Origin of the sequence: Aliiroseovarius sp. F20344 (assembly GCF_023016155.1) — a bacterium.
In the GTDB taxonomy this organism is placed as follows: Bacteria; Pseudomonadota; Alphaproteobacteria; order Rhodobacterales; family Rhodobacteraceae; genus Aliiroseovarius.
In genome coordinates, this window is record NZ_JALKBG010000003.1 from 327,940 (window position 1) to 348,699 (window position 20,760).

Here is a 20,760-nt window from a genome sequence, read left to right on the forward strand (position 1 = left end):
GAGGATAAGACATGGATATTCGCGCATCACTCGCCTCGCAGCAATATGCAGCTTCGCGCCAAGCGGCTCAGCCCACACCAACGGATGAACAAAAAGTGAACAACTTTGCGGGGGTCGCACAAGACTTCGCGCAAACGCTTCAATCAAGCGAACAGACGGCAATGGCAGCCCTGTCTGGGGACGCGGACCCGCATGCTTTGGTCCAAGCGCTGGCCCAGACTGAACTGGCTGTCGAAACGGCTGTCACCGTACGTGACAAAGTCGTCGAGGCGTATCAGGAAATCCTAAGGATGCCTGTCTGATGATGGATGAGGTCATATTCTACGACACATTGCGCGCTGGCCTTTGGAACGCTGTTCTGATCTCGCTTCCGATCTTATCGGTGGCGTTGGTTGCAGGCCTGATTGTTGGTCTGTTTCAAGCTCTGACCTCAATTCAAGAAATGACACTGACCTTTGTGCCCAAACTGGTCGCAATCCTGGTCGTTTTTTGGGGCAGCATGGGCTTCATGACCGAAACGCTGGTCGGCTTTTTCCAATTGCGCGTCATTCCATTGATCGCGGGAGGATAGAATGGACAATATCGGCTACACTTCCCTGACCCGACAATCTGGTTTGATGCGCGAAATGCAGAGCATCGCCAACAACATTGCCAATTCCTCGACCACAGGTTTTCGGCGTGAAGGCGTTGTTTTTTCTGAATACATTCATGCGCTTGAAAGACATGATCCCTCACTTTCCATGGCCACTGCCAACGCTCGCGCCTTGAACCTTGAGCAAGGTGCGCTGACCCAAACCGGCGGCACATTCGACTTTGCGATCGAGGGCGATGGGTTCTTTCTTCTGGACGGTCCGACGGGCCAGTTTCTGACGCGGGCGGGAGTGTTTACCCCGTCATCGGAAGGCGAGCTGGTGACACTGGATGGATATCGCCTGCTGGATGGTGGCGGATCGCCTGTTTTCATCCCACCTGATGCACAATCCGTTTCGCTTTCGGCGGATGGAACACTGTCAGCAGATGGGCGGGCGCTTGCCCTGATTGGCCTATACTCGCCGTTGGATCACACTGATCTTCAGCACCGCGACGGCGTGCGTTTTGAAGCCCCAGGAGGGGTCCAGCCAGCATTGACCGACGCCACGATCCTCCAAGGTTTTGTAGAAGGGTCGAACGTCGATCCCATCGCTGAAATCGCCCGCATGATCGAGGTTCAGCGCAGCTATGAGCTGGGACAGAAGTTCATGGAGAAAGAGGATGAGCGCATCCGCTCGGTCACAAAAACGGTCATCGGATAAGAGGAGCCCCCAATGCGCGCTTTGAACATTGCAGCAACCGGAATGTTGGCCCAGCAAATGCGGGTCGAAACGATATCAAACAACCTCGCGAATATGTCGACGACGGGTTACAATACCAGACGGGCAGAGTTTGCTGACCTTCATTATCAACAAGCCACGCGGGCGGGTACGATCAACGCCTCGGACGGGACAGTTTTACCCACTGGTGTGCAGCTTGGACTGGGCGTGCGTCCCACCTCGGTCACCATGATGATGCAACAAGGCACGCTGGCACAAACCGGTGGCGATCTGGACATTGCAATCGAGGGGCGTGGCTATCTTGAGGTCACCCTGCCATCAGGTGCGTCTGCGTTCACCCGTGACGGCGGATTGAAGCTTTCCGGCGGCGGGTTGATTGTCACATCGGACGGTTATCCGGTTACCCCAGAAGTCACGATTCCAAGCGACGCGCGCCAGATCTCAATCAATTCTGACGGCGAGGTCTATGCCTATTTCGACAATACGGTCGAACCCGAGTTGATGGGGGCTTTCACGCTTGCCAGCTTCACCAATGACAAGGGGCTTGAGGCGATCGGGTCCAATCTGTTTCGCGAAACCCCCGCCTCGGGCACAGCATTTGTGGGTGCCCCGGGTGAGGATGGGCGCGGCACGCTTCGGCAGGGGTATCTGGAAAACAGCTCTGTCGATGCAGTGCGCGAAATTACAGAGCTGATCGCAGCACAGCGTGGGTACGAGCTTAACTCGAAAGTTATCACAGCCGCCGACCAGATGCTGGCTGCAACGACACAGGTGCGCTGATGAGATACCTGTTTCTTCTGGCCCTGATGATTAGTGCTTTTCCTAGCTTTGCTGAAACTGTCATTGCGGCCCGGAATATCCGTCCCGGTATGATCGTGACTGCGCAGGATGTAAAACTTAGTGCGGCAGATCTCGCGGGTGGCTTTCAGCTTGCTGCCGATGTCATCGGACAAGAGGCTCGCACAGTGCTTTATGCAGGTCGGCCGGTCCTGCCCAGCGACATCGGCCCGCCAGCCGTGATCGACCGCAATCAGATCGTGACGCTGATCTATACCGCCGGACAGATGACCATTCTGACCGAAGGGCGCAGCCTTGGCCGCGCGGCTATCGGTGATCGCGTCAGGGTCATGAACCTTGCTTCGCGCACGACAGTTACTGGGTCCGTGTCATCCACTGGTGACGTCATCGTTTCGAACACCCTCATTCACGTACAATAAGGAAAACCCATGCGTTCCATCCTGCCCCTCATTGCAATTGCTGTGCTAACCACTGCCTGTTCGCGCGTGGAAAACATTGGAAAGGCGCCCGATCTGAATCCCGTTGAATTGAGCGCTGAACATCAAGCCATGAACGCTTCGGCCCTGCCGCAAAGTATTCCACCGCAAGGATCGGTGGACCGATCGTCATTGTGGAGCGGCGGCCGGCAATCCCTGTTGGGGGATCGGCGCGCGCAGCAAGCCGGGGATATTCTGACAGTTGTCATCGAGATCAATGACCGGGCCGAGTTCTCAAACACCTCAGCCCGCGCCCGAGGCGCGTCCGAGGAAATGGGCATACCCAACCTGTTTGGCCTGCCGCAATCCATCGACAAGGATCTTCCCGAAGGCGCGTCGCTTGGAAAGGCGGTCGGATTGTCGTCCAGCAGTTCGTTCAATGGAAACGGTTCCGTGAAGCGCAATGAGAAGCTTGAGCTGCGTGTAGCAGCCACCGTTTTGGGAACGTTGCCAAATGGCGTTCTGCAGATCCAGGGCACACAAGAAGTACGAGTGAACTTCGAGTTGCGCGAGCTTCTGGTCACCGGATTTGTGCGGCCTGAAGACATCTCGCGCCAGAACGAAATCCCATATGACAAAATCGCATCAGCACGCATTTCCTATGGTGGACGCGGGCAAATCAGCGACGTCCAGCAACCACGCTATGGTCAGCAAGCCGCTGATATCATTCTGCCGTTCTAAGGAGGACACCCATGGGTAAGCTTATTCCCATCATCTTGGCATTGATTGGGCTTGGGGTCGGCGCTGCTGCAGGCATGATGCTCAAACCCGAACCTGAGATTGCCCTAACGGATCCGTGCGCAGACACAAAGTCTGCAAAAGGCGAACCGGAGGAAGCCGAGAAAGCGGAAACCGATACGGAATTCGTCAAGATCAACAACCAGTTTGTTATCCCGGTTGTGGCCGATGGGAACATTTCATCTCTGGTCGTGATGTCGCTGAATGTCGAGGTTGATTTGGGCAGCCGGGAAGCCGTCTACAAGCGCGAACCAAAACTGCGCGATGAGTTTTTGCAGGTGATGTTCAACCACGCAAATACCGGTGGCTTTGATGGGATGTTTACACAATCTAGCCGTATGGATCCCCTGCGCTCGGCTCTGGTTGAGGTGGCCCGGTCCATTTTGGGTCCCAGCGTGAAAGACGTTTTGGTCACCAACATCGTCCGGCAGGATACGTAGGATTTCGTAACTCAGATAACGAATTCGCTATATATATTTGAAACGCTTCAACCCCTTGAACGAAATTGCTAGGCTGCTTGAAAATGGGGGAACTGAATGCAGCTTAAATCCGTGGACGTGTCAAAGACAGCGTCAGCCACCACCATAATCTTTGAAGCCTTGAAACAGGCTATTGTGGAAGGCGAGTTGGAAGATGGCACACCATTGCGACAGGATGAAATTGCCAAGATGTTTAACACATCGCGCATTCCCGTCCGTGAAGCCATTTTGAAGCTAGAAGAGCATGGGCTCGTCACATCACGGCGATACAAAGGTGCCGTGGTATCCTCACTTTCTCATGATGAACTTCGCGAGATTTTTGACTTCCGCGTACTTTTAGAACCTCACGTGATCGCAAAAGCTGTTCCGCAGATGACTCCTGAAATTCTTCACACCGCACGCGGTTACTGCGAAGCTCTGGCGATCTCTAATGACTCCGCTGAGTGGGGGGATCTTAATCGCAAGTTTCACGCGACACATTACGCGGCCAGCGGATTGACCTATCACTTGGCTGCCATCGACGGCGCGCTAGACCGCATTGATCGGTATCTTCGGGCACGGATCATGCTTGATGACGGAATGATACGCGCGAATAATGATCACCTTCTAATTCAGGTGTCCTGCGAAGAAGGGGATGTGGAACGTGCTGCGGAGCTTACACTGAATCATATCGAACAGGCACGTGACAACCTGATGGCCTATCTGAAATAGGTGCTAGCTTACGGTTTGGCAAAACTAGCTTTGCTGAACCTTGTTGATAACCGATCCAAGCCCGTCGATCTGCGCCACACAAGTATCACCGGGTTTGAGCGGCCCCACTCCTTCGGGCGTGCCGGTGAAGATCAGATCACCTGCGTGTAGTTCAACCAAGCTAGATAGGTATGAAATTACGTCGGCAACCGGCCAGATCAGATCTGAGATATCCGAGCTTTGCCGGAGCTCCCCGTTGACCGCTAATGAAATGCCACCCTGTGCGAAATGCCCAACAGACTGTGCGGGGTGCAGCGCACCGCAAGGGGCAGAGCGGTCAAAACCTTTTGCCATATCCCAAGGGCGTCCCGCCGATTTGGCATCCGCCTGAACATCCCGCCTCGTCAAATCATTTCCGACAGCATATCCCCAGACGTGATCCAGAGCTTCATCGACTGCGATATCCGCCCCGCCCTTTCCAATCGCAACAACAAGTTCCACCTCGTGATGCAGGTTCGAAGTGCCGGGTGGGAAAGGAATACTGGCCCCGTCTGGGACTAGGGCATCCGCGGGCTTTGTGAAGAAAAAAGGCAGCTCCCGCTCTGGGTTCGATCCCATTTCGCGCGCGTGTGCCGCATAGTTCTGTCCAACGCAAAAGATCCTGCGCACCGGAAATTTCTGGTCAGAATTTGTAATTGGCAGGAACGGTTGTTCGGGTGCGGGAATGGCCCAAGTCATTTCAGGAATACCTTGCCTTTCATCGTATCTGCAATCGGAGCCCCCAACAGCGAAAGAACCGTTGGGGCCAATTGGGTCTGACACAGAATATCACTGTCATCGACAATACGTGCATCCCCAAAATAGTATAGCGCGACATCCTGCTGCAAATCTTCGTGCCCGCCATGATGCCCGCGATCCGTCTGACCGTGATCTGCCGTGACAATCACGTCGTAGCCTTGATCCCGCCAACGTTTGATGAAGGGGGCCAGCTGTTCATCCATCTTAAAACAGGCCTCATCCATCTCGGCGCAATTATGTCCGAACCTATGCCCCATGCTGTCCAGCGTGCAGGTATGAAGGATGCCGTAGTCAATGCCTTTGCGTTCGCACAGCATGGTGAGGGTTCCGAACAAATCCACGTCTGCAGGCGTACACTGATTGATCAGGCCGTAGCCCGTCATGGTATGGAACCGGCCGTGGTTGATCGAACTGCTTTCTGGCTCATCATATTCAAGGTCGCGCACCACGTCGAAGGGCGCGCGATTGAAAAACTCAGACCAGAAGGAGTGGGTAACGGCTCCGGTAACACCACCGGCCTTTCGGACTTGGCTAAATATGTCGTCGTGACGCAAACGGGACACATCATGATTGCCGGTACAGCCATGCTCTTGCGGGGTGACACCGGTGTGGATGGACGCATAACAACTGGCCGAGGTCGACGGCAGCACCGCACGCATCTTCAGAAGCATGGCATCCCCTGACTGAACCCAACCTTCCAAATTGCCAAAAAGCCTGCGCCAGTTTCGATGCGGCACTCCATCAATGATGAGAAGTAAAAGCTTCGTATCCACGCCAGCACCTCCGTTTCACATTCAGATATTCTTTGACCACTTTACGAACGAAAGCCGGAGACGCAATTGCTGTGTCCCCGGCTCAGTCAAATTTTGAACAGATCAGTTGCCCGCGCTTTCCATCTTGCGATTCGTGACAACTTCCTCCAGCCAACCAAGGCGCATTTCCGGCACTGAGCTGAGCAAAAGGTCGGTATAGTCATCGAACGGGGGTGCTAGAACCTCGGCCTTCGGGCCATAGCGCACAACACGACCCTGATACATCACGGCGATGCTGTCCGCGATCGCTTTAACCGTTGCAAGGTCGTGCGTAATGAACAGATAGGCCACGTTTTCGATCTTCTGAAGGTTTTCCAGAAGCTTCAAAATGCCGTCCGCAACCAATGGATCGAGTGCCGAGGTGACCTCATCACAGATGATCACCTTGGGTTTCGCGGCCAGCGCACGAGCGATACAGACACGCTGTTTTTGTCCACCCGAAAGCTCGGCGGGGTAACGATCCATAAAGGCTTCGCCCAGCTCGATCTCATCCAGAAGTTCGATGATCCGCTTCTTCTTTTCAGCGCCCTTCATGCCGAAATAGAACTCTAGCGGGCGACCGATAATCGTTCCCACGGTTTGGCGCGGGTTCATCGCAACATCTGCCATCTGATAGATCATCTGAAGCTCGCGCAGATCATCGCGTGACCGGCCTTCCAGATCCGAAGACAGATCGCGACCATCAAAGATGATCTTGCCATCACGTGGCGGCAAAAGCCCTGTGATCACGCGCGCCGTCGTCGACTTGCCAGACCCGGATTCACCCACAACTGCCAAGGTTTGACCCGGATGAAGCTCCATCGTGACATTGTGCAGCACGTCGAAATTCGTGCCCTTGTAGCGGGCCGTCACATTCTGAACCGTCAGCACAGGGTTGTCGGTGGGCTGTTGCCCGTCATGTTGGGTCGAACGCACGGACACAAGGTCACGCGTATACTCTTCCTTGGGGTGGTTGATGATCTGATCCGTGGTGCCATGTTCAACCATCTCACCCATTTTTAGCACCATAATCTCGTCCGAGACTTGTGCGACAACGGCAAGGTCATGCGTGATATAAAGCGCGGCTACGCCTGTATCCCGAATGGCATCCTTGATGGCCATTAAAACATCGATCTGAGTCGTCACGTCCAACGCTGTGGTGGGTTCGTCGAACACCACCAAATCCGGCTCAGGGCAAAGCGCCAAAGCCGTCATGCAACGCTGAAGCTGACCACCCGACACTTGGTGGGGATAGCGATCGCCGATGTTTTCAGGATCCGGCAGACCCAGCTTAGTGAACAGCTCTACCGCGCGCGCTTCGGCCTCCTTCTTCGAGAACTTGCCCTGATGCAGCGAGGCTTCGATCACCTGCTCCATGATCTTCTTGGCGGGGTTAAAGCTGGCGGCAGCCGATTGGCTGACATAAGTCACTTCAGTTCCGCGAAGCTTGCGCAAATCACGAAGGCTGGTGCCTAGAATCTCGCGACCATTGACCCAGACCTTGCCACCGGTGATCTCGACCCCACCGCGGCCATAGGCCATCGAGGCCAGACCGATAGTAGATTTCCCGGCCCCGGATTCCCCGATCAGACCCAGCACCTTGCCCTTTTCAAGTTCAAAGGACACGCCGTGCACGATCTCGATATCGCGGGGCTTTTCGCCCGGCGGATAAATCCGCGCGCCGATTTTTAGATCTTCGACCTTCAGAAGTGTATCGCTCATCCGCGGCCTCCTTTCAGGCTGGTGGTGCGGTTCAGCACCCAGTCGGCAACAAGGTTCACGGAAATCGCTAGCGTCGCGATGGCCACGGCGGGCACAAGCGCTGCCGGGATGCCATAGACGATACCGTCTTTGTTTTCCTTCACGATGCCACCCCAGTCTGCGTTGGGCGGTTGCACGCCAAGGCCAAGGAACGAAAGCGTCGACACAAACAGCACCGCGAAGATGAAACGCAAGCCCATCTCGGCCACCAAGGGCGACAGCGCGTTGGGCAGGATTTCGCGGAAGATAATCCAGCCACGTCTTTCGCCACGCAGTTTCGCAGCTTCAACATAGTCCATGACGTTGATGTCCACGGCCACAGCGCGCGCCAAGCGGTACACCCGCGTGGAATCCAACAGACCCATCACAAGGATCAGGATCGGTAAGGTCACCGGCATAACCGACAACACCACAAGGGCGAAGATCAGCGTGGGAATTGACATGATCAGATCGACGAAACGGCTCATCAATTGATCGACCCATCCACCGATCACGGCAGCGGTCAGGCCCAAAACGGACCCTGTCACGAAGCTTAGAATGGTGGCGGCAGTGGCGATGAAGATCGTCGTGCGCCCGCCATAGATCATTCGGGTTAGCAGGTCGCGCCCGATGTTATCAGTGCCAAGCCAATGTTCGGAAGACGAGGGCTCCCACACATCACCGACGATTTCAGTCATCGAATAGGGCGCAATCAACGGGGCGAAAATCGCCATGAAGAAATAAAGCCCGGTGAAAAACAGACCAATTAAGGCCGCAGGAGGTATTCTTATCATTTCGGGTGCCTCAGCCTTGGGTTGGCCAGGATCGACACGATATCAGCAATCATGTTGAGCCCGATATAAACGGCGGCGAAGATCAGACCACAGGCCTGCACCACTGGCACGTCGCGTTTCGACACATGGTCAACCAAATACTGGCCCATGCCCGGATAGACGAAAACAACTTCGACCACGACAACGCCCACAACCAGATAGGCAAGGTTCAGCATGACCACGTTGACCACTGGCGCGACAGCGTTCGGAAACGCGTGGCGATAGATCACTTGGAAGCTGGTCAGCCCCTTAAGTTCAGCCGTTTCGATATAGGCTGATTGCATCACATTCAGGATGGCCGCGCGCGTCATACGCATCATATGCGCCAGAACCACCATCGTAAGAACCGCAACCGGCAAGGCAATCGCGTTGAGCTTCTGGCCCAGCGACATTGAATCATAGATTGTTGCCACAGTTGGTGCCCAGCCCAACTTCACGCCGACGTAGAACATCAGCACGTAACCGATCAGGAATTCTGGCACCGAGATCGACGCCAGCGTCACCGCAGAAATCAACTTGTCGGGCCAACGCTCGCGATAGCGCACAGCCAGAAGGCCAAGGAAAATCGCCAAAGGAACAGCGACAACCGCTGCCCAGAAGGCCAAGAACAGGGTGTTTTTCAGACGGCTTCCAAGGGATTTGGTGATCTCTTGTCCGTTGGTCAGTGCTGTACCCAGATCGCCTTGCAGGGCGTTGCCAAGCCAACTGAAGTATCGGCTGATGGCAGGTTCATCCAGACCCAGTTCCTTGCGCAGGTTGGCAAGGGCTTCAGGTGTTGCGGATTGACCAAGAATGGATTGTGCGACGTCCCCGGGAAGGATCTGCGTGCCTGCAAAAATCAGGATCGACGCGGCGAATAGCAACAGGATGCCCAGCGCTAAACGCTGGGCAACAAGTTTTAAGACGGGATGCATAGCGTAGCCTTACGCTAGCCACACACGTGAGGGGGCGAAGTTCGCCATCATTTCCCCGTTGGGATCCGGCTCAAAGCCAGCGACTTTATCACTGACTGCGTCAATGAAGTCATTGAACATCGGACAGATTACGCCGCCGTCGTCGCGCACGATGTTGCCCATCTGGCTGTACAGCGCCTTGCGTTTGGCCGGATCAAGCTCAGCTTTCGCCTGTCCCAGCAGTTCGTCAAACTTCGCATTATTGAAGCGCGTGTCGTTCCAGTCTGCGGTCGACAGATAGGCGGTCGAATACATCTGGTCCTGAACCGGACGGCCACCCCAGTAGGATGCACAGAACGGCTGTTTGTTCCAAACTTCCGACCAGTAACCGTCATTCGGCTCGCGCTTGATTTCCAACGGAATACCAGCGGCTGCCGCGCTTTGCTGGAACAACTGAGCAGCGTCAACTGCACCGGGGAACGCAGCATCCGCAACGCGTAGGATGATGGGGCTGCCATCATGGCCCGATGCCTTATAATGCTCTGCTGCCTTTTCAGGATCATAAGCGCGCTGAGGGATTGAATCATCAAACAGCGGATAAGACGCGTTGATTGGCATGTCGTTACCGACGCCCCCATAACCGCGTAGGATCTTATCAACCATTTCCTCGCGGTTGATTGCGTATTTCAGCGCAAGGCGCAGATCCTTGTTGTCAAACGGAGCCGTGTCAGTGTGCATGATGAACACATAGTGACCGCGACCTGATACGTTCTTCACCGAAAGACCCGGAGCACGGTCCAAAAGACCCGCAACCTTAGGGTCAACGCCGTTCACCATGTGAACTTGGCCAGATTGCAGCGCCGCCATACGGGCGGTTGCGTCGTTGATGATCAGAAGCTCTGATTCATCGACGTGACCAATGCTCTCATCCCAGTGGTTGGCAAATTTCTTGAAGCCATAACGAATGCCGGGCTCGTTCACCTCGACGGTAAAGGGACCAGTACCGATACCCGCGTTCGGGTCGTCCATGCCACCGTTCGGTTGGATCGCAAGGTGGTAGTCAGCCAGCAGGTAAGGAAGGTCAGCGTTGGGCGTGTCCAATGTGATCGAAAGCGTGTTGCCGCTTACGGCCATCGATTCGATGCCTTTCACAATGCCCAGAGCACCCGATTTCGATTCTTCGTTCGAATGGCGCTCGATGGTTTTCATCGCGTCTTCGGCGGTGACGGTTTTACCGTTGTGGAACTCGACACCCTGACGAATGTTAAAATGCCAGGTTTTCGCATCAGGAGAGCTGTCGATGCTTTCCGCAATGCGCATATCTAGCTCGCCGGTCGGAGAGGCGTTCACGAGCGTATCGCTCCAATGGCGCAATGCGTTCTGTGTCGCCTGCGAGGCAACAAGACCCGGATCAAGCGTATCGGTGCTGGCACCGCCGTTCATACCCAGTTTGATCATGCCACCTTTTTTCGGCCCCTCAGCCATAGCAGCCGTGGACAGCATTGCGGTAGCAGCGGCTGACGAAACGCCAAGCGCAGACGCACGCCCCATGAAATCACGGCGTGACATTTTGCTTTGTGCTACGCGTTTAGACAGAAATTCGAGTTCTTTTGACATTGATTGCTCCCTGAGTGGTCGGCGGCACACGATGGAACGCCGTATTTTTATTGGTTCCGGCTGATAGAGTTGCCCAGATGTCAGCACATCGCAAGGGTTGATACCGACTTGACATCACATGTTTACGACACAGGCGTCGCAAATAGCTGCTGAAATCCGCACCAAGCGTGTCGAAATCAAGCATCTATTTCAGAACAAAAAAGGCCGGGAAAACCCGGCCTTTTCAAAATCTTATGCGCCTTGTTAGAAATTCAGAGAGATGTCCCTGTGATACGCTGTACACGATGCCATGGCCAACGCTTGATCCCGCGTAAAGCGTTCTTGTTGGCGGACACCCAATGTTCCTTTGATGCTATCGACATAAGCCTCAAGGTCAGCACGCAGATTCGCGTTTGCGGTTGAACGCCAACCTTGCTGCGCTTCGAAAGCCTCGACCGCATTGTCGTATTCAGCAATCGCTTTTTCGCGATCTGGGGTCTTGGATTTCAACGCTTTGCGCGCTTTGCCCAGTGCCTTTTTAACGTCATCCGCCCCTTCGATTTTACCGAAGGCTTTCGACAGATCGTTGACCAAACCTTCTGCCTCCGCTTCCGGCGTTGTCATGATGGTCGCACGCATATCCTGAAGCGGCTGTTCCATCGCGGCGAATGCATCGTTCGCATCAAGAACGGCCAACACGGCCTGTGGCGCTTCATAGGCTCCGTCAGCAGCACGGCGGTATTTGTTACGTGCACCGTTTTCAGCCTTGGTCAGTGTAAGGAACTGCTTATTCACATCGGCCCATGTTCCAGGAATTTCTGCCTGAAGATGCTCGATCTCGGCCTCAAGCACTGCAACTTCAGCCTCAAGGGTGGCCTTCGCAGTTGCTTGGCTTTCATCGCGCATACGGCTGATCTGCGTTGAGTGTTCGTCAATCTCCGCTTGAGCACGTCGGATCTGCTTTTCGATTGAACGCACGAACTTCATCTGGGGACGATATTCACCAGCGGCGGCCTCAACCTCAGCAGCAGACGCAAATGCCTGTTCAAGTTCCGCAATCGCAGACTCCGCCTGATCGAACCCATCCATCAGATCGCCTGCAAGGCTTTTGGGAAGAACAGACAGATCCAACCCACGCGCCGTCGCAATGGCATCTCGTGTCGCTGAACTTTGCGAGAGCTGCTGTCCAACATAGTCCTCCAGACACAGCTGCAGCTTCGGGTTACGCGGCGGAGGGCTGCTTTCCGATAGGAAGCTTACGCGGTTGGGCAAGTAGTTCACTAATGGTGGGTACAGGCCAACAATCACAAGTGCTGCGATTTGAAGCGAGATGAAGGCGATCACGCCCTTATACATCTGCACCGTTTTCACAATCGCCGGAGCCACCCCACGCAGATAGAATAGCGCAAAACCAAACGGCGGCGTCAGGAAGCTGGTCTGAATGTTCAGACCAATCATCACACCCAGCCAAACTGCGGTGATATTTGCCTCGGGATCAGCCAGCAGGATTGGCGCCACAATCGGCACAACAACAACTGCGATCTCGATGAAGTCCAGGAAGAACCCCAGAATGAAGATCACCAGCATCACGATGAAGAACTGCATCCAGAACCCACCGGGCAGGCTTAACAAGAATTCTTTCACAAGCTCTTCGCCACCAAACGCACGGAACGCAGCGGTCAGCATGGCGGCACCCAACAGGATGATGAACACCAAAGACGTGGTCTTGGCTGTTTCCAGCATGACGCCCGCCAGCGTGTCTTCAATTTTAAGAACGCGCCAACACGACCAAACCAAAGCCACCAACAGCATAACAGAGCCAACAACACCCAGCGTGATGCCAAGCTTGTCCGTTCCGTCGTCGATCGACTTAACGTTCATGTCGAAATTCATCAGGGCGAAGGTCACGACAGCAAGGGCAGCGATGGCCAAAAGCGCAGGGTAGTAAAGCGACTTACCCCCTTTTGGCAGACGATAGCCCGCCATGATCATCGCACCAGCAGCACCGATCGCACCTGCTTGGTTAACCGTCGCGATGCCAGCAATGATCGACCCTAGAACAAGGAAGATCAGCGCCAATGGCGGCACGAGGGTAAGCATGACGTTTTTCAGGAATGCTGAATCATATTTGCCTTCGTATGGAACCGCCGGTGCGTTCTTCGGACGCAAGATCGCGTAAAACAGGATGTATGCCATATAAAGGCCAACCAGCAGCAATCCCGGAATGAAAGCACCCAAGAACATCTCGCCTGCCGAGGTCGATGCTACATCGAAGACCGACGGCATAGAGAGCTCGCCCGTGGCCTCTTTGTGCAGTGCCTTACGTGCAGTCGAAGCTTGGTCGGTCGCCGAGGCCAATTGGTCCGCCAGAATGATCAGCACGATCGAAGGCGGAATGATCTGACCCAGCGTGCCCGATGCTGCAATGGTCCCGGTCGCCAGCGATGGCGAATAGTTGTTGCGCAACATTGCGGGCAGCGAAATCAGGCCCATCGCCACAACGGTCGCGCCGACAATGCCGGTGGTGGCCGCAAGCAACGCACCCACGAACACGACCGAAATACCCAGACCGCCGGGTACTGGACCGAACAGCTGCGCCATTGTGACCAAAAGATCTTCGGCAATCTTTGAGCGTTGCAGCATGATGCCCATGAAGATGAACAATGGGATGGCGATAAGCGTATCCCTCTCAACCTCCCAATAGACGCCCCTAAGGTTCGTCACCCCCGCAGAAAGCCATTGGTTTGGCCCGCCCGAGTGGAAATAGGCATCAGTTGAGCCTGCAAAGATGTAACCAGCACCAGCCGCAAGGCCGATGGTGATGATGGCCGCGCCGGGAAGCGCAAATGCCACGGGATAGCCGGAGCCAAGGGCGGCGGCCATGATCAGAATGAGAAGGGCTAGGAAGTAGAATTCCATCTGTCGTGTCCTTAGTGCGCCGCCGGGGCGATATCTCGGTGTCCGGGCTCGTCACGTTTATCTGCGACGGCCTCAAGGAAGTAGCTAACGAACTGAATCAGCATGGTGATGGCAAACACGCCCAAGAAGGCAGCCATCTGGTATTTGATGAACATGCCAACGCCACCGGCTTGGCTGATCTCGAAGTTCACGATGGGGCTGTTGATGATCGCGGTCTTGCCGTTAAAGCCAACTGCCATGATCACCCAAACGGTGCTCATGCCCAGCGCGATCGACCCGAAGGCATTTACGAAACCACGGGTCGTACGGCCAAAACCTGCATAGAGAACATCGACGCGCACGTGGCCTTCTTCAAACAGCGTATAAGCTGAGGCGAACAGGAAAAGTGCTGCGTACCAATAACGCACAAGGTCACCCATCAATGCTTGCTCATAGCTAAAGACAAAGCGCGAGATCACGATCAACAGCTCAGCCGCAACGATCATCAGCGCAAGCCATGTGAAACCCAGTGTTCGCGTGAATGCCGCGATAACAAATCCCGCCACGATCAGCGGCATATGGATGTAAGGTCCAACCCAGCGCGCTTTGTTGAACAGCTTTGTGGTGTCCTCACTGAACATCCCGGCTAAGATTCCTTCGACGCGCATGAAGGCGATGGCGCTGTCAGCAATACCGACCAGCAGAACCGACCAGAACATGGCCCGGATCAAGTAGACATTGAAACGGTGGATCTTCATGGCATCCCACCGCAAAGACGTTGCTTTGCTGCTAATCACATAGAAGGCCGCAACCCCAACACAGGCGACATAAACAGCGACGTTTATCCAGCTTTCAGACGTTGCGCCGCCCTGAAAGATCGGCTTGGTTCCGGGCATTCCAAACCCCACAACCAGCGCATTGTTCACCAGAAACGCAAACAAAAATCCAAGCATACCCCAAGCAAACAACCGTGGCACAATCGCCGGGTCGCCGTTGCGTGGAATGTCAGAAAAATCGGTAGCCATGTGTCCCCCCGAAGTCGGATGACGCTGAATGGTCTATTAGCTTTGGACCCGTGCGCCTTGAAAAAGAGCGGGACCGAAGCCCCGCTCTGATTGATCGTATAAAGACCTGAGTTTAGCCCAGACCCAGCACGCGGTTACGCTGGTTCACGTAGCCAACTTCGAACTGAGCCATCATGTTGCCCATTTCGCGCAACTTGGCTTGGAAGTCGTCGTTGATGCGTGCAGCCAGCTCCGAGTGGTCGCGCGTTTCTTCGAACACTTCTTCTGCGGCTTCGCCGAAGCTGTCCCAAACGTCATCATTGAACGAACGAACCTGTACGCCTTGCTCGTCTACGAGCTTGGTAAGGTATTCACCGTTCTTCGCGATGGTTTCGTCGTGAGCATAGGCGTGCTCTTCCGCACAAGCTGCTTCGATCACAGCTTTCTCATAGTCGGACAGACCGCCCCACCATGCTGCGTTCATGCCGAAGGCAAGACCGCCACCCGGCTCGTGCATACCAGCGGTGTAGTAGAACTTGGCCGCTTCGTAGAACTTCATGAAGTAGTCGTTGTACGGACCAACCCATTCGGTTGCATCGATCGAACCCGAAACAAGGTTTTCATAGATCTGCGAACCCGGCAGCGACACGGTCGACGCGCCCAGTTTCGACAGAACCTGACCACCCAGGCCTGGCATACGCATTTTCAGACCTTTCAGGTCATCTGCGCTTTCGATTTCTTTGTTGAACCAGCCACCGGCTTGCGTACCGGTCGAACCACAAGCGAAGGCTTTCAGGCCAAACTCACCCGAAACTTCGTCCCACAGCTGCTGACCACCGCCAAAGCGGATCCAAGCGTTCCATTCAGGGGTCGACATGCCGAACGGCACCGAGGTGAAGTACGCAAAGCCAGGGTGCTTACCGGTCCAGTAGTAGTCGGCGGCGATATAGGCCTGAGCATTGCCCGAAGCGACTTCGTCAAACGAATCGAAGGCACCAACACGTTCGCCTGCTGCGAAGTACTCGACATTCAGCGCACCGTCAGACAGCTGGCCAATCCGTTCAGCCAGACGCTGAGCCGAAATGCCCAGGCCCGGGAAGTCCCGCGGCCAGGTCGATACGATGGTCAGGGTCTTACCACTTTGGGCAAGGGCGGGCGTTGCAAGTGCGGTTGCACCGGCGCCCAGCGCGGCACCCTTCAAAAACTTACGGCGTTCCATATTGGAAATTCCTCCTCCGAGTTCTCATTCTCTTTTTTCTTCTGAGACGCACAGACCAACCCACGGCCCGTCTGCGCTGCCACGCCAATTACTACGCAGCTAGAATGATATTTCAATTGGAATCTGCTCAACTGGTAAAAAAATCTTACCAATTCCGGTGCCAGACACTCTTCAACCACCCGTCAGGCCTATAGTTCTGCAGGAAATTGGATATCTCATCCCAAAGCAAGCATTTGTAGTTTTAGTGGATCAGTTTTCGTTTGCAACGAGCCTTTTGACGCAATGTCTGCTTGAACACCTTATCCGTGATCAACCGGCGCTTTCATCAAAGGCACAATACCGCAAGGTCACCTCAATCAGATGCGCAAAAAAGTCTTTTAGGTTTTGCTGCTAATGGCTCCAAACCATTGACGACAGAAATGGTCAGTTCGAGAAGCTCGGCAACACAAGCACGACAAGCGAAATCTAAGGCTTTCAGAACCTCAGCTTTCGCCCTTTAACTCGTACAGTTTGAACCTTGGGTGTTGTTCAATTTGGCGATAACGGCTGTTAATAAATTCAAGCAACTCGGGAAACTGTTGAAGCTGTTCTTCAGACGATCTGGGATTACCAGTTACCCAAGGTGTCGCATCTTGAGGCTGCACGACTATGCGAGTCGGAGGCGAGGCCTTCAATCGTCCAATAAGATCCTGATCATATCGTCCATCGTGGTGGTTGACCATGAACGGCCAGGAATAAGGATATTTATAACGTGGTGGCGTTTCTACCAAGAAGTACAACATCGTCGCGTACCCCCAGACAAAAAGCGTATCATCAGTCTTATGGTGTTCATTGAGCGTTTTGGCGAATTCGAGGGTCGCCAAAAGGTCAAAGTCCGAGGATGGGGCAATTCTGGCAATATAAACCTCATCTGGACTGTCAGAAACGAACGCCATGATTCCAAGCTTGTTCAACTTTGCAGCCATGCTCGGCAGGTAAAGCGAAAGCAGCAGCATGGTGGCGATTGCGTATGACCGCTTCCGATTTTCCGCAAGATCAGCAAAGTAGTCGACCACCACCCCGATCAGCAGAGCATAGGCGGGTACCAGAGGAAGAAAATGGTAGGAGAACCCTTTGCCTTGCGCTGCGCCAGATAACCAGCCGGCAGCAATCCACAAAACACATAGCACCAGCAGGGTGGACTTTTTGGATTTGATCCAGTCGGATATCGCACAGAGCAACCCGAAAAACACCACTACAAGTAAAAAGATCGAAGCCATTCCAGGCAGCAGGAAACCAATCAGTGCGCTCGGCGTATTCGAGCTTTTGTACCCAATATAGCTCATAATATACTGCTGGATTTCCGCGAAATCAGCCCAAGCGCCGAAGGAAATAAGGACACCGACCACCAGGGCAAGGGCAGATGCACCGCCAACAAAGCAGGCAAGAAAGTCATTTAGATAGAACCGTATCTGATCTTTCCCGATCAGAGTGGCAATCAACGGAACAAAGACAAGTACTCCTGTGCCACCAATTGTGTACTTAAAGCAAAAAGCGATGCCGAGGATTGCTCCGGCTCCGAACATGGCGATCGAACGTGACCTTCCTTTCGAACGTGCCCAGCCTTTGAGCATAAGTAGGACGGCGGGAATAACCAAAAACCCTGCCCACCCATCCGTTTGTGAGTGCGACCAATAACCGAAGCTATAGTATAAAACAGAGAACCCAATGGCAGTCGCAAGGCCAAAGGCCGGCTTTCTGCCCAATTGCTTTGCAATCTCAACCAGTCCAAGAGCCGCAAGCGCCGCGGCGACCAGGTCCAACGCACGGATCGCCATCATACTGTGCCCGAAAACTGCTTGTGACAACCAATGCATGGCAGTCGTAAGCGGCGGCTTGATGTTGTAAACGTCCCGATAAGTCACAAGCCCTTCATCCAATGCGAATGCAATGGTGGCGTGAATTCCTTGGTCACGACCAAAAGGTTCGAAAAGTGTATAAGAGCCGACGAAAGGCACAATGAACGCGGCGATTATCCGCACAGCCCACCAAGCTGACTGTCGTTCAATGTGATCTTGCATGGGCTGACCTGTTAAGAAAAAAACTTTATATTTTGATTTAATTGACCTTATAACCACTCCTATAGATCGAACAAGACTGGCCGGAATGCGAAAAATGGATCTCACCTCAACGGCTACAGCTGTAGATTTTCAATCGAATATCATCTCAGAGAATGCCAGTGTTTCAGTAGTTGTTCCGTTTCTTGACGAAATCGAGACACTCGAGAAGTTGTATGATCGTATTTACGCTGTTTTGGCGCCGATGGATCGTGACTGGGAATTGATCTTCGTGGACGATGGCAGCACCGATGGCGGCACGGACGTCGCCGCTGCTTTGGCGAAAAGCAAAGAGCACGTAAGGCTCGTTCGATTTACAAGGAACTTTGGTAAAGCATCCGCTTTGTCCGCAGGAATTGCGCAAGCACAAGGCGACATCATCGTCACTATGGATGCCGATCTTCAAGACGACCCCAAAGAGATCCCCCGTTTCCTGGAGCGAATCTCCGAAAACTACGACGTGGTTTCAGGATGGAAGCAGACGCGCCATGATCCGCTGGGGAAAACACTTCCTTCTCGGGTGTTTAACCGCATGACTGCCAAAATGTTCGATATCGACATTCATGACATCAACTGCGGATTTAAGGCCTATACCCGGCGCGCGGCAAAACGTCTGAACCTTTACGGAGAACTTCACCGTTTCACCCCCGCCCTTTTGCACGCCGTTGGCTTTAACTGCACCGAAATCGTAGTTGAGCACCATGCCCGAGAACATGGTCAGTCGAAGTATGGCATGATGCGAATGGTTAAGGGCTTTCTTGATCTGAGCACCGTGAAACTTTTGACGCGGTATCAATCGCGCCCCCTTCATTTCTTTGCAATGATAGGCCTTCCGCTTTTGCTGATCGGTCTAAGTTTCATTGCTTATCTGAGTGTCCTGTGGCTGCTCGGAATGGGACCAATTGGGACGCGCCCGCTGTTGTTCATTGGCATCTTGTTTACCGTCACTGGAACCCAAATATTGGGCGTCGGACTTGTGGCGGAGCTCTTACAAGCGTCGGGCCTGCGTGAACGCGATAAATATGTCATCGATGAAGTCATCGAGTCTTGATCAATAGTAGCAGGGTACCCTCGTGAAAAACGCCGTCCGTATCGTCTATGTGAAGATCATGCGATTGCTACGCATCCTGCTTTCTTCATTGGGAGTAACACGCTGGTTAGAGCGGCGCGACGGGCGGTGGGCCAAGTGGTTTAGATCCCTATTGGCGATCTATGATATCGACGACATGGTACATCTTGATATCCCGTGGTGGAGTTTTGATGCGATTGACGCCGTGGATAAGAAACTGTCTCAAACCCAGAATGCACGCGTGTTTGAATGGGGCTCTGGGGCCAGTACTGTCTGGTTGGCTAAGCGTGCGGGTGAAGTGATCTCGGTTGAACACGATCCCAGCTGGGCAGAAATTGTTAAACCTCGGCTTGAGCCATTCGATCATGTCCGTACGATCCAAGTACCGTCGCGGCCAAAAGGAGCGATTCCGTCTGGCAAGTTCGGCTTCGAAGGTCAGTATTTTGACGACTATGTTGCTGCGATAAACAACGTGGAAGGCGACTTTGATCTCATCGTGATTGACGGCCGAGCACGCGAAGCTTGCCTACAAGTTGCAATCAACCGACTGAAGCCTGGCGGGCACATCCTGTTCGATGATTTTAAACGCCGTCGCTATCAGGACGCCGTTTCTGCTTTGGGATTGAAAGCTGTTTCGCTTGATGGCTTAGCGGCCTGTCTTCCATTGCCCGACAGCACAGCACTCATATCTCAAGACGATTGATCCTGCCGCTCTCGCTTCTCGCGGCTTCGTATCAAGTGGATATTGTATAGCATCAAAAGCAGTGTTGCGCCCATCACCAATGAAATCGACACTGACCCGATCCGGATACCTTCGAAAGTAAGAAGTGCCGACGCCAGAGCACGAAGGGTGAAAAAGCTCTTAGATACAACGGCCTGATCTGCTTTGCGCGATTGCCAAGCTTGCAACAGCCAGGACCCAAAGAAAACTGCACCCCCAATCAGGCCCACTGCTTCATTGGCTAAAAAACTATTCACGTCCATCTTCAATTGTTCCTAACCTCATAGTAGCAGCGTCACTCTTTCCGGCTCCGGTTGCACACGAAAATTGGCCGCGTTCTTTAGCTTTTCCCCACCAGTAATTGATAAAACCCGTTCTTAATAGGGCTTTCTCGGAAGACGTTATGTGCCATTTGTTGACCCTCCTCAGCTTTGCGCAATGCAAATAAGATGAGGCGTCGCAAGTGGAATGAGAGCTTCTTCACTCGGCTAAATGAACACCTCGATCCGAATTCCCCCACCTCAAGCTCTTAACGCCCAGCAGCGCGTGAAATATGTCGTGATTTCTCTGCGCGGGTGTTGCGTAGAGGTAAGACCCTAGCCTTCAAAACT

21 protein-coding genes are annotated in these 20,760 nt (G+C 53.9%); 10 read left to right on the forward strand and 11 right to left on the reverse strand.

What is annotated here, in order from left to right; all coding sequences use genetic code 11:
• The first annotated feature begins 11 nt into the window (after positions 1-11).
• The 8 genes from fliE (at position 12) to MWU55_RS02140 (ending at position 4,512) form a co-directional block, all read left to right on the forward strand.
• The gene (gene fliE / locus MWU55_RS02105) at positions 12-302 is read left to right on the forward strand and encodes a flagellar hook-basal body complex protein FliE (protein WP_246934047.1); all 291 of its coding nucleotides are present in this window, start codon (positions 12-14) and stop codon (positions 300-302) included.
• Entirely contained in the window at positions 302-571 is a 270-nt protein-coding gene (locus tag MWU55_RS02110) for a flagellar biosynthetic protein FliQ (RefSeq protein WP_246934048.1), read from the forward strand. The genes fliE and MWU55_RS02110 overlap by 1 nt, the downstream gene beginning before the upstream one ends.
• 1 nt (position 572) lies before the next feature.
• Positions 573-1,292, forward strand: a complete 720-nt coding sequence (locus MWU55_RS02115; protein ID WP_246934049.1) for a flagellar hook-basal body complex protein — start codon at positions 573-575, stop codon at positions 1,290-1,292.
• Positions 1,293-1,304: 12 nt separating this feature from the next.
• Positions 1,305-2,090, forward strand: a complete 786-nt coding sequence (flgG, locus tag MWU55_RS02120) for a flagellar basal-body rod protein FlgG (protein WP_246934050.1) — start codon at positions 1,305-1,307, stop codon at positions 2,088-2,090.
• On the forward strand, positions 2,090-2,527 hold the full coding sequence (gene flgA / locus MWU55_RS02125; RefSeq protein ID WP_246934051.1) for a flagellar basal body P-ring formation chaperone FlgA: 438 nt from the start codon (positions 2,090-2,092) through the stop codon (positions 2,525-2,527). Before flgG ends, flgA begins: the two co-directional genes overlap by 1 nt.
• Positions 2,528-2,536: 9 nt before the next feature.
• Positions 2,537-3,265 carry a flagellar basal body L-ring protein FlgH gene (flgH, locus tag MWU55_RS02130; RefSeq protein WP_246934052.1) on the forward strand — a complete coding sequence of 243 codons (729 nt, stop codon included), beginning with the start codon at positions 2,537-2,539 and terminating at the stop codon, positions 3,263-3,265.
• 11 nt (positions 3,266-3,276) lie between these two features.
• Entirely contained in the window at positions 3,277-3,762 is a 486-nt protein-coding gene (locus MWU55_RS02135; RefSeq protein WP_246934053.1) for a flagellar basal body-associated FliL family protein, read from the forward strand.
• A 96-nt stretch (positions 3,763-3,858) separates the two neighbouring features.
• Positions 3,859-4,512: a GntR family transcriptional regulator gene (locus MWU55_RS02140; protein ID WP_246934054.1), complete on the forward strand. Its 654-nt coding sequence runs from the start codon at positions 3,859-3,861 to the stop codon at positions 4,510-4,512.
• A 24-nt stretch (positions 4,513-4,536) separates the two neighbouring features.
• On the opposite strand, the gene MWU55_RS02145 is transcribed toward MWU55_RS02140, so the two are convergent.
• The 10 genes from MWU55_RS02145 to MWU55_RS02190 form a co-directional block, all read right to left on the reverse strand.
• Entirely contained in the window at positions 4,537-5,229 is a 693-nt protein-coding gene (locus tag MWU55_RS02145; protein WP_246934055.1) for a fumarylacetoacetate hydrolase family protein, read from the reverse strand.
• Complete coding sequence (locus MWU55_RS02150; RefSeq protein ID WP_246934056.1) at positions 5,226-6,062, reverse strand: alkaline phosphatase family protein; 837 nt, start codon at positions 6,060-6,062, stop codon at positions 5,226-5,228. Before MWU55_RS02150 ends, MWU55_RS02145 begins: the two co-directional genes overlap by 4 nt.
• 102 nt (positions 6,063-6,164) lie before the next feature.
• Entirely contained in the window at positions 6,165-7,802 is a 1,638-nt protein-coding gene (locus tag MWU55_RS02155; RefSeq protein ID WP_246934057.1) for an ABC transporter ATP-binding protein, read from the reverse strand.
• Positions 7,799-8,614, reverse strand: coding sequence for an ABC transporter permease (locus MWU55_RS02160; RefSeq protein ID WP_246934058.1), 816 nt, complete (start codon positions 8,612-8,614; stop codon positions 7,799-7,801). Before MWU55_RS02160 ends, MWU55_RS02155 begins: the two co-directional genes overlap by 4 nt.
• On the reverse strand, positions 8,611-9,567 hold the full coding sequence (locus tag MWU55_RS02165) for an ABC transporter permease (protein WP_246934059.1): 957 nt from the start codon (positions 9,565-9,567) through the stop codon (positions 8,611-8,613). Before MWU55_RS02165 ends, MWU55_RS02160 begins: the two co-directional genes overlap by 4 nt.
• A 9-nt stretch (positions 9,568-9,576) precedes the next feature.
• Positions 9,577-11,163, reverse strand: a complete 1,587-nt coding sequence (locus MWU55_RS02170; protein WP_246934060.1) for an ABC transporter substrate-binding protein — start codon at positions 11,161-11,163, stop codon at positions 9,577-9,579.
• A gap of 243 nt (positions 11,164-11,406) precedes the next feature.
• On the reverse strand, positions 11,407-14,061 hold the full coding sequence (locus MWU55_RS02175) for an SLC13 family permease (RefSeq protein ID WP_246934061.1): 2,655 nt from the start codon (positions 14,059-14,061) through the stop codon (positions 11,407-11,409).
• A gap of 11 nt (positions 14,062-14,072) precedes the next feature.
• Positions 14,073-15,065: a TRAP transporter small permease subunit gene (locus tag MWU55_RS02180; protein ID WP_246934062.1), complete on the reverse strand. Its 993-nt coding sequence runs from the start codon at positions 15,063-15,065 to the stop codon at positions 14,073-14,075.
• A gap of 112 nt (positions 15,066-15,177) precedes the next feature.
• Entirely contained in the window at positions 15,178-16,263 is a 1,086-nt protein-coding gene (locus tag MWU55_RS02185; RefSeq protein ID WP_246934063.1) for a TRAP transporter substrate-binding protein, read from the reverse strand.
• 482 nt (positions 16,264-16,745) lie between these two features.
• Positions 16,746-18,323 carry a glycosyltransferase family 39 protein gene (locus tag MWU55_RS02190; RefSeq protein WP_246934064.1) on the reverse strand — a complete coding sequence of 526 codons (1,578 nt, stop codon included), beginning with the start codon at positions 18,321-18,323 and terminating at the stop codon, positions 16,746-16,748.
• 94 nt (positions 18,324-18,417) lie between these two features.
• Between MWU55_RS02190 and MWU55_RS02195 the strand changes: the two genes are divergently transcribed.
• Both MWU55_RS02195 and MWU55_RS02200 read left to right on the forward strand, forming a co-directional pair.
• Complete coding sequence (locus tag MWU55_RS02195) at positions 18,418-19,410, forward strand: glycosyltransferase family 2 protein (RefSeq protein WP_246934065.1); 993 nt, start codon at positions 18,418-18,420, stop codon at positions 19,408-19,410.
• Between the two features lie 22 nt (positions 19,411-19,432).
• Positions 19,433-20,131, forward strand: coding sequence for a class I SAM-dependent methyltransferase (locus tag MWU55_RS02200; RefSeq protein ID WP_246934066.1), 699 nt, complete (start codon positions 19,433-19,435; stop codon positions 20,129-20,131).
• Here MWU55_RS02200 and MWU55_RS02205 read toward each other — a convergent pair.
• Complete coding sequence (locus MWU55_RS02205) at positions 20,119-20,412, reverse strand: hypothetical protein (RefSeq protein WP_246934067.1); 294 nt, start codon at positions 20,410-20,412, stop codon at positions 20,119-20,121. The genes MWU55_RS02200 and MWU55_RS02205 overlap by 13 nt on opposite strands.
• Positions 20,413-20,760: the final 348 nt, after the last annotated feature.

What these genes read in the sequence shown, in the direction of transcription:
- fliE (WP_246934047.1), top strand. Translation starts at nt 12, where the DNA reads ATGGATATTCGCGCATCACTCGCCTCGCAGCAATATGCAGCTTCGCGC.
- MWU55_RS02110 (WP_246934048.1), top strand. Translation starts at nt 302, where the DNA reads ATGATGGATGAGGTCATATTCTACGACACATTGCGCGCTGGCCTTTGG.
- MWU55_RS02115 (WP_246934049.1), top strand. Translation starts at nt 573, where the DNA reads ATGGACAATATCGGCTACACTTCCCTGACCCGACAATCTGGTTTGATG.
- flgG (WP_246934050.1), top strand. Translation starts at nt 1,305, where the DNA reads ATGCGCGCTTTGAACATTGCAGCAACCGGAATGTTGGCCCAGCAAATG.
- flgA (WP_246934051.1), top strand. Translation starts at nt 2,090, where the DNA reads ATGAGATACCTGTTTCTTCTGGCCCTGATGATTAGTGCTTTTCCTAGC.
- flgH (WP_246934052.1), top strand. Translation starts at nt 2,537, where the DNA reads ATGCGTTCCATCCTGCCCCTCATTGCAATTGCTGTGCTAACCACTGCC.
- MWU55_RS02135 (WP_246934053.1), top strand. Translation starts at nt 3,277, where the DNA reads ATGGGTAAGCTTATTCCCATCATCTTGGCATTGATTGGGCTTGGGGTC.
- MWU55_RS02140 (WP_246934054.1), top strand. Translation starts at nt 3,859, where the DNA reads ATGCAGCTTAAATCCGTGGACGTGTCAAAGACAGCGTCAGCCACCACC.
- MWU55_RS02145 (WP_246934055.1), bottom strand. Translation starts at nt 5,229, where the DNA reads ATGACTTGGGCCATTCCCGCACCCGAACAACCGTTCCTGCCAATTACA.
- MWU55_RS02155 (WP_246934057.1), bottom strand. Translation starts at nt 7,802, where the DNA reads ATGAGCGATACACTTCTGAAGGTCGAAGATCTAAAAATCGGCGCGCGG.
- MWU55_RS02160 (WP_246934058.1), bottom strand. Translation starts at nt 8,614, where the DNA reads ATGATAAGAATACCTCCTGCGGCCTTAATTGGTCTGTTTTTCACCGGG.
- MWU55_RS02165 (WP_246934059.1), bottom strand. Translation starts at nt 9,567, where the DNA reads ATGCATCCCGTCTTAAAACTTGTTGCCCAGCGTTTAGCGCTGGGCATC.
- MWU55_RS02170 (WP_246934060.1), bottom strand. Translation starts at nt 11,163, where the DNA reads ATGTCAAAAGAACTCGAATTTCTGTCTAAACGCGTAGCACAAAGCAAA.
- MWU55_RS02175 (WP_246934061.1), bottom strand. Translation starts at nt 14,061, where the DNA reads ATGGAATTCTACTTCCTAGCCCTTCTCATTCTGATCATGGCCGCCGCC.
- MWU55_RS02180 (WP_246934062.1), bottom strand. Translation starts at nt 15,065, where the DNA reads ATGGCTACCGATTTTTCTGACATTCCACGCAACGGCGACCCGGCGATT.
- MWU55_RS02185 (WP_246934063.1), bottom strand. Translation starts at nt 16,263, where the DNA reads ATGGAACGCCGTAAGTTTTTGAAGGGTGCCGCGCTGGGCGCCGGTGCA.
- MWU55_RS02190 (WP_246934064.1), bottom strand. Translation starts at nt 18,323, where the DNA reads ATGCAAGATCACATTGAACGACAGTCAGCTTGGTGGGCTGTGCGGATA.
- MWU55_RS02195 (WP_246934065.1), top strand. Translation starts at nt 18,418, where the DNA reads ATGGATCTCACCTCAACGGCTACAGCTGTAGATTTTCAATCGAATATC.
- MWU55_RS02205 (WP_246934067.1), bottom strand. Translation starts at nt 20,412, where the DNA reads ATGGACGTGAATAGTTTTTTAGCCAATGAAGCAGTGGGCCTGATTGGG.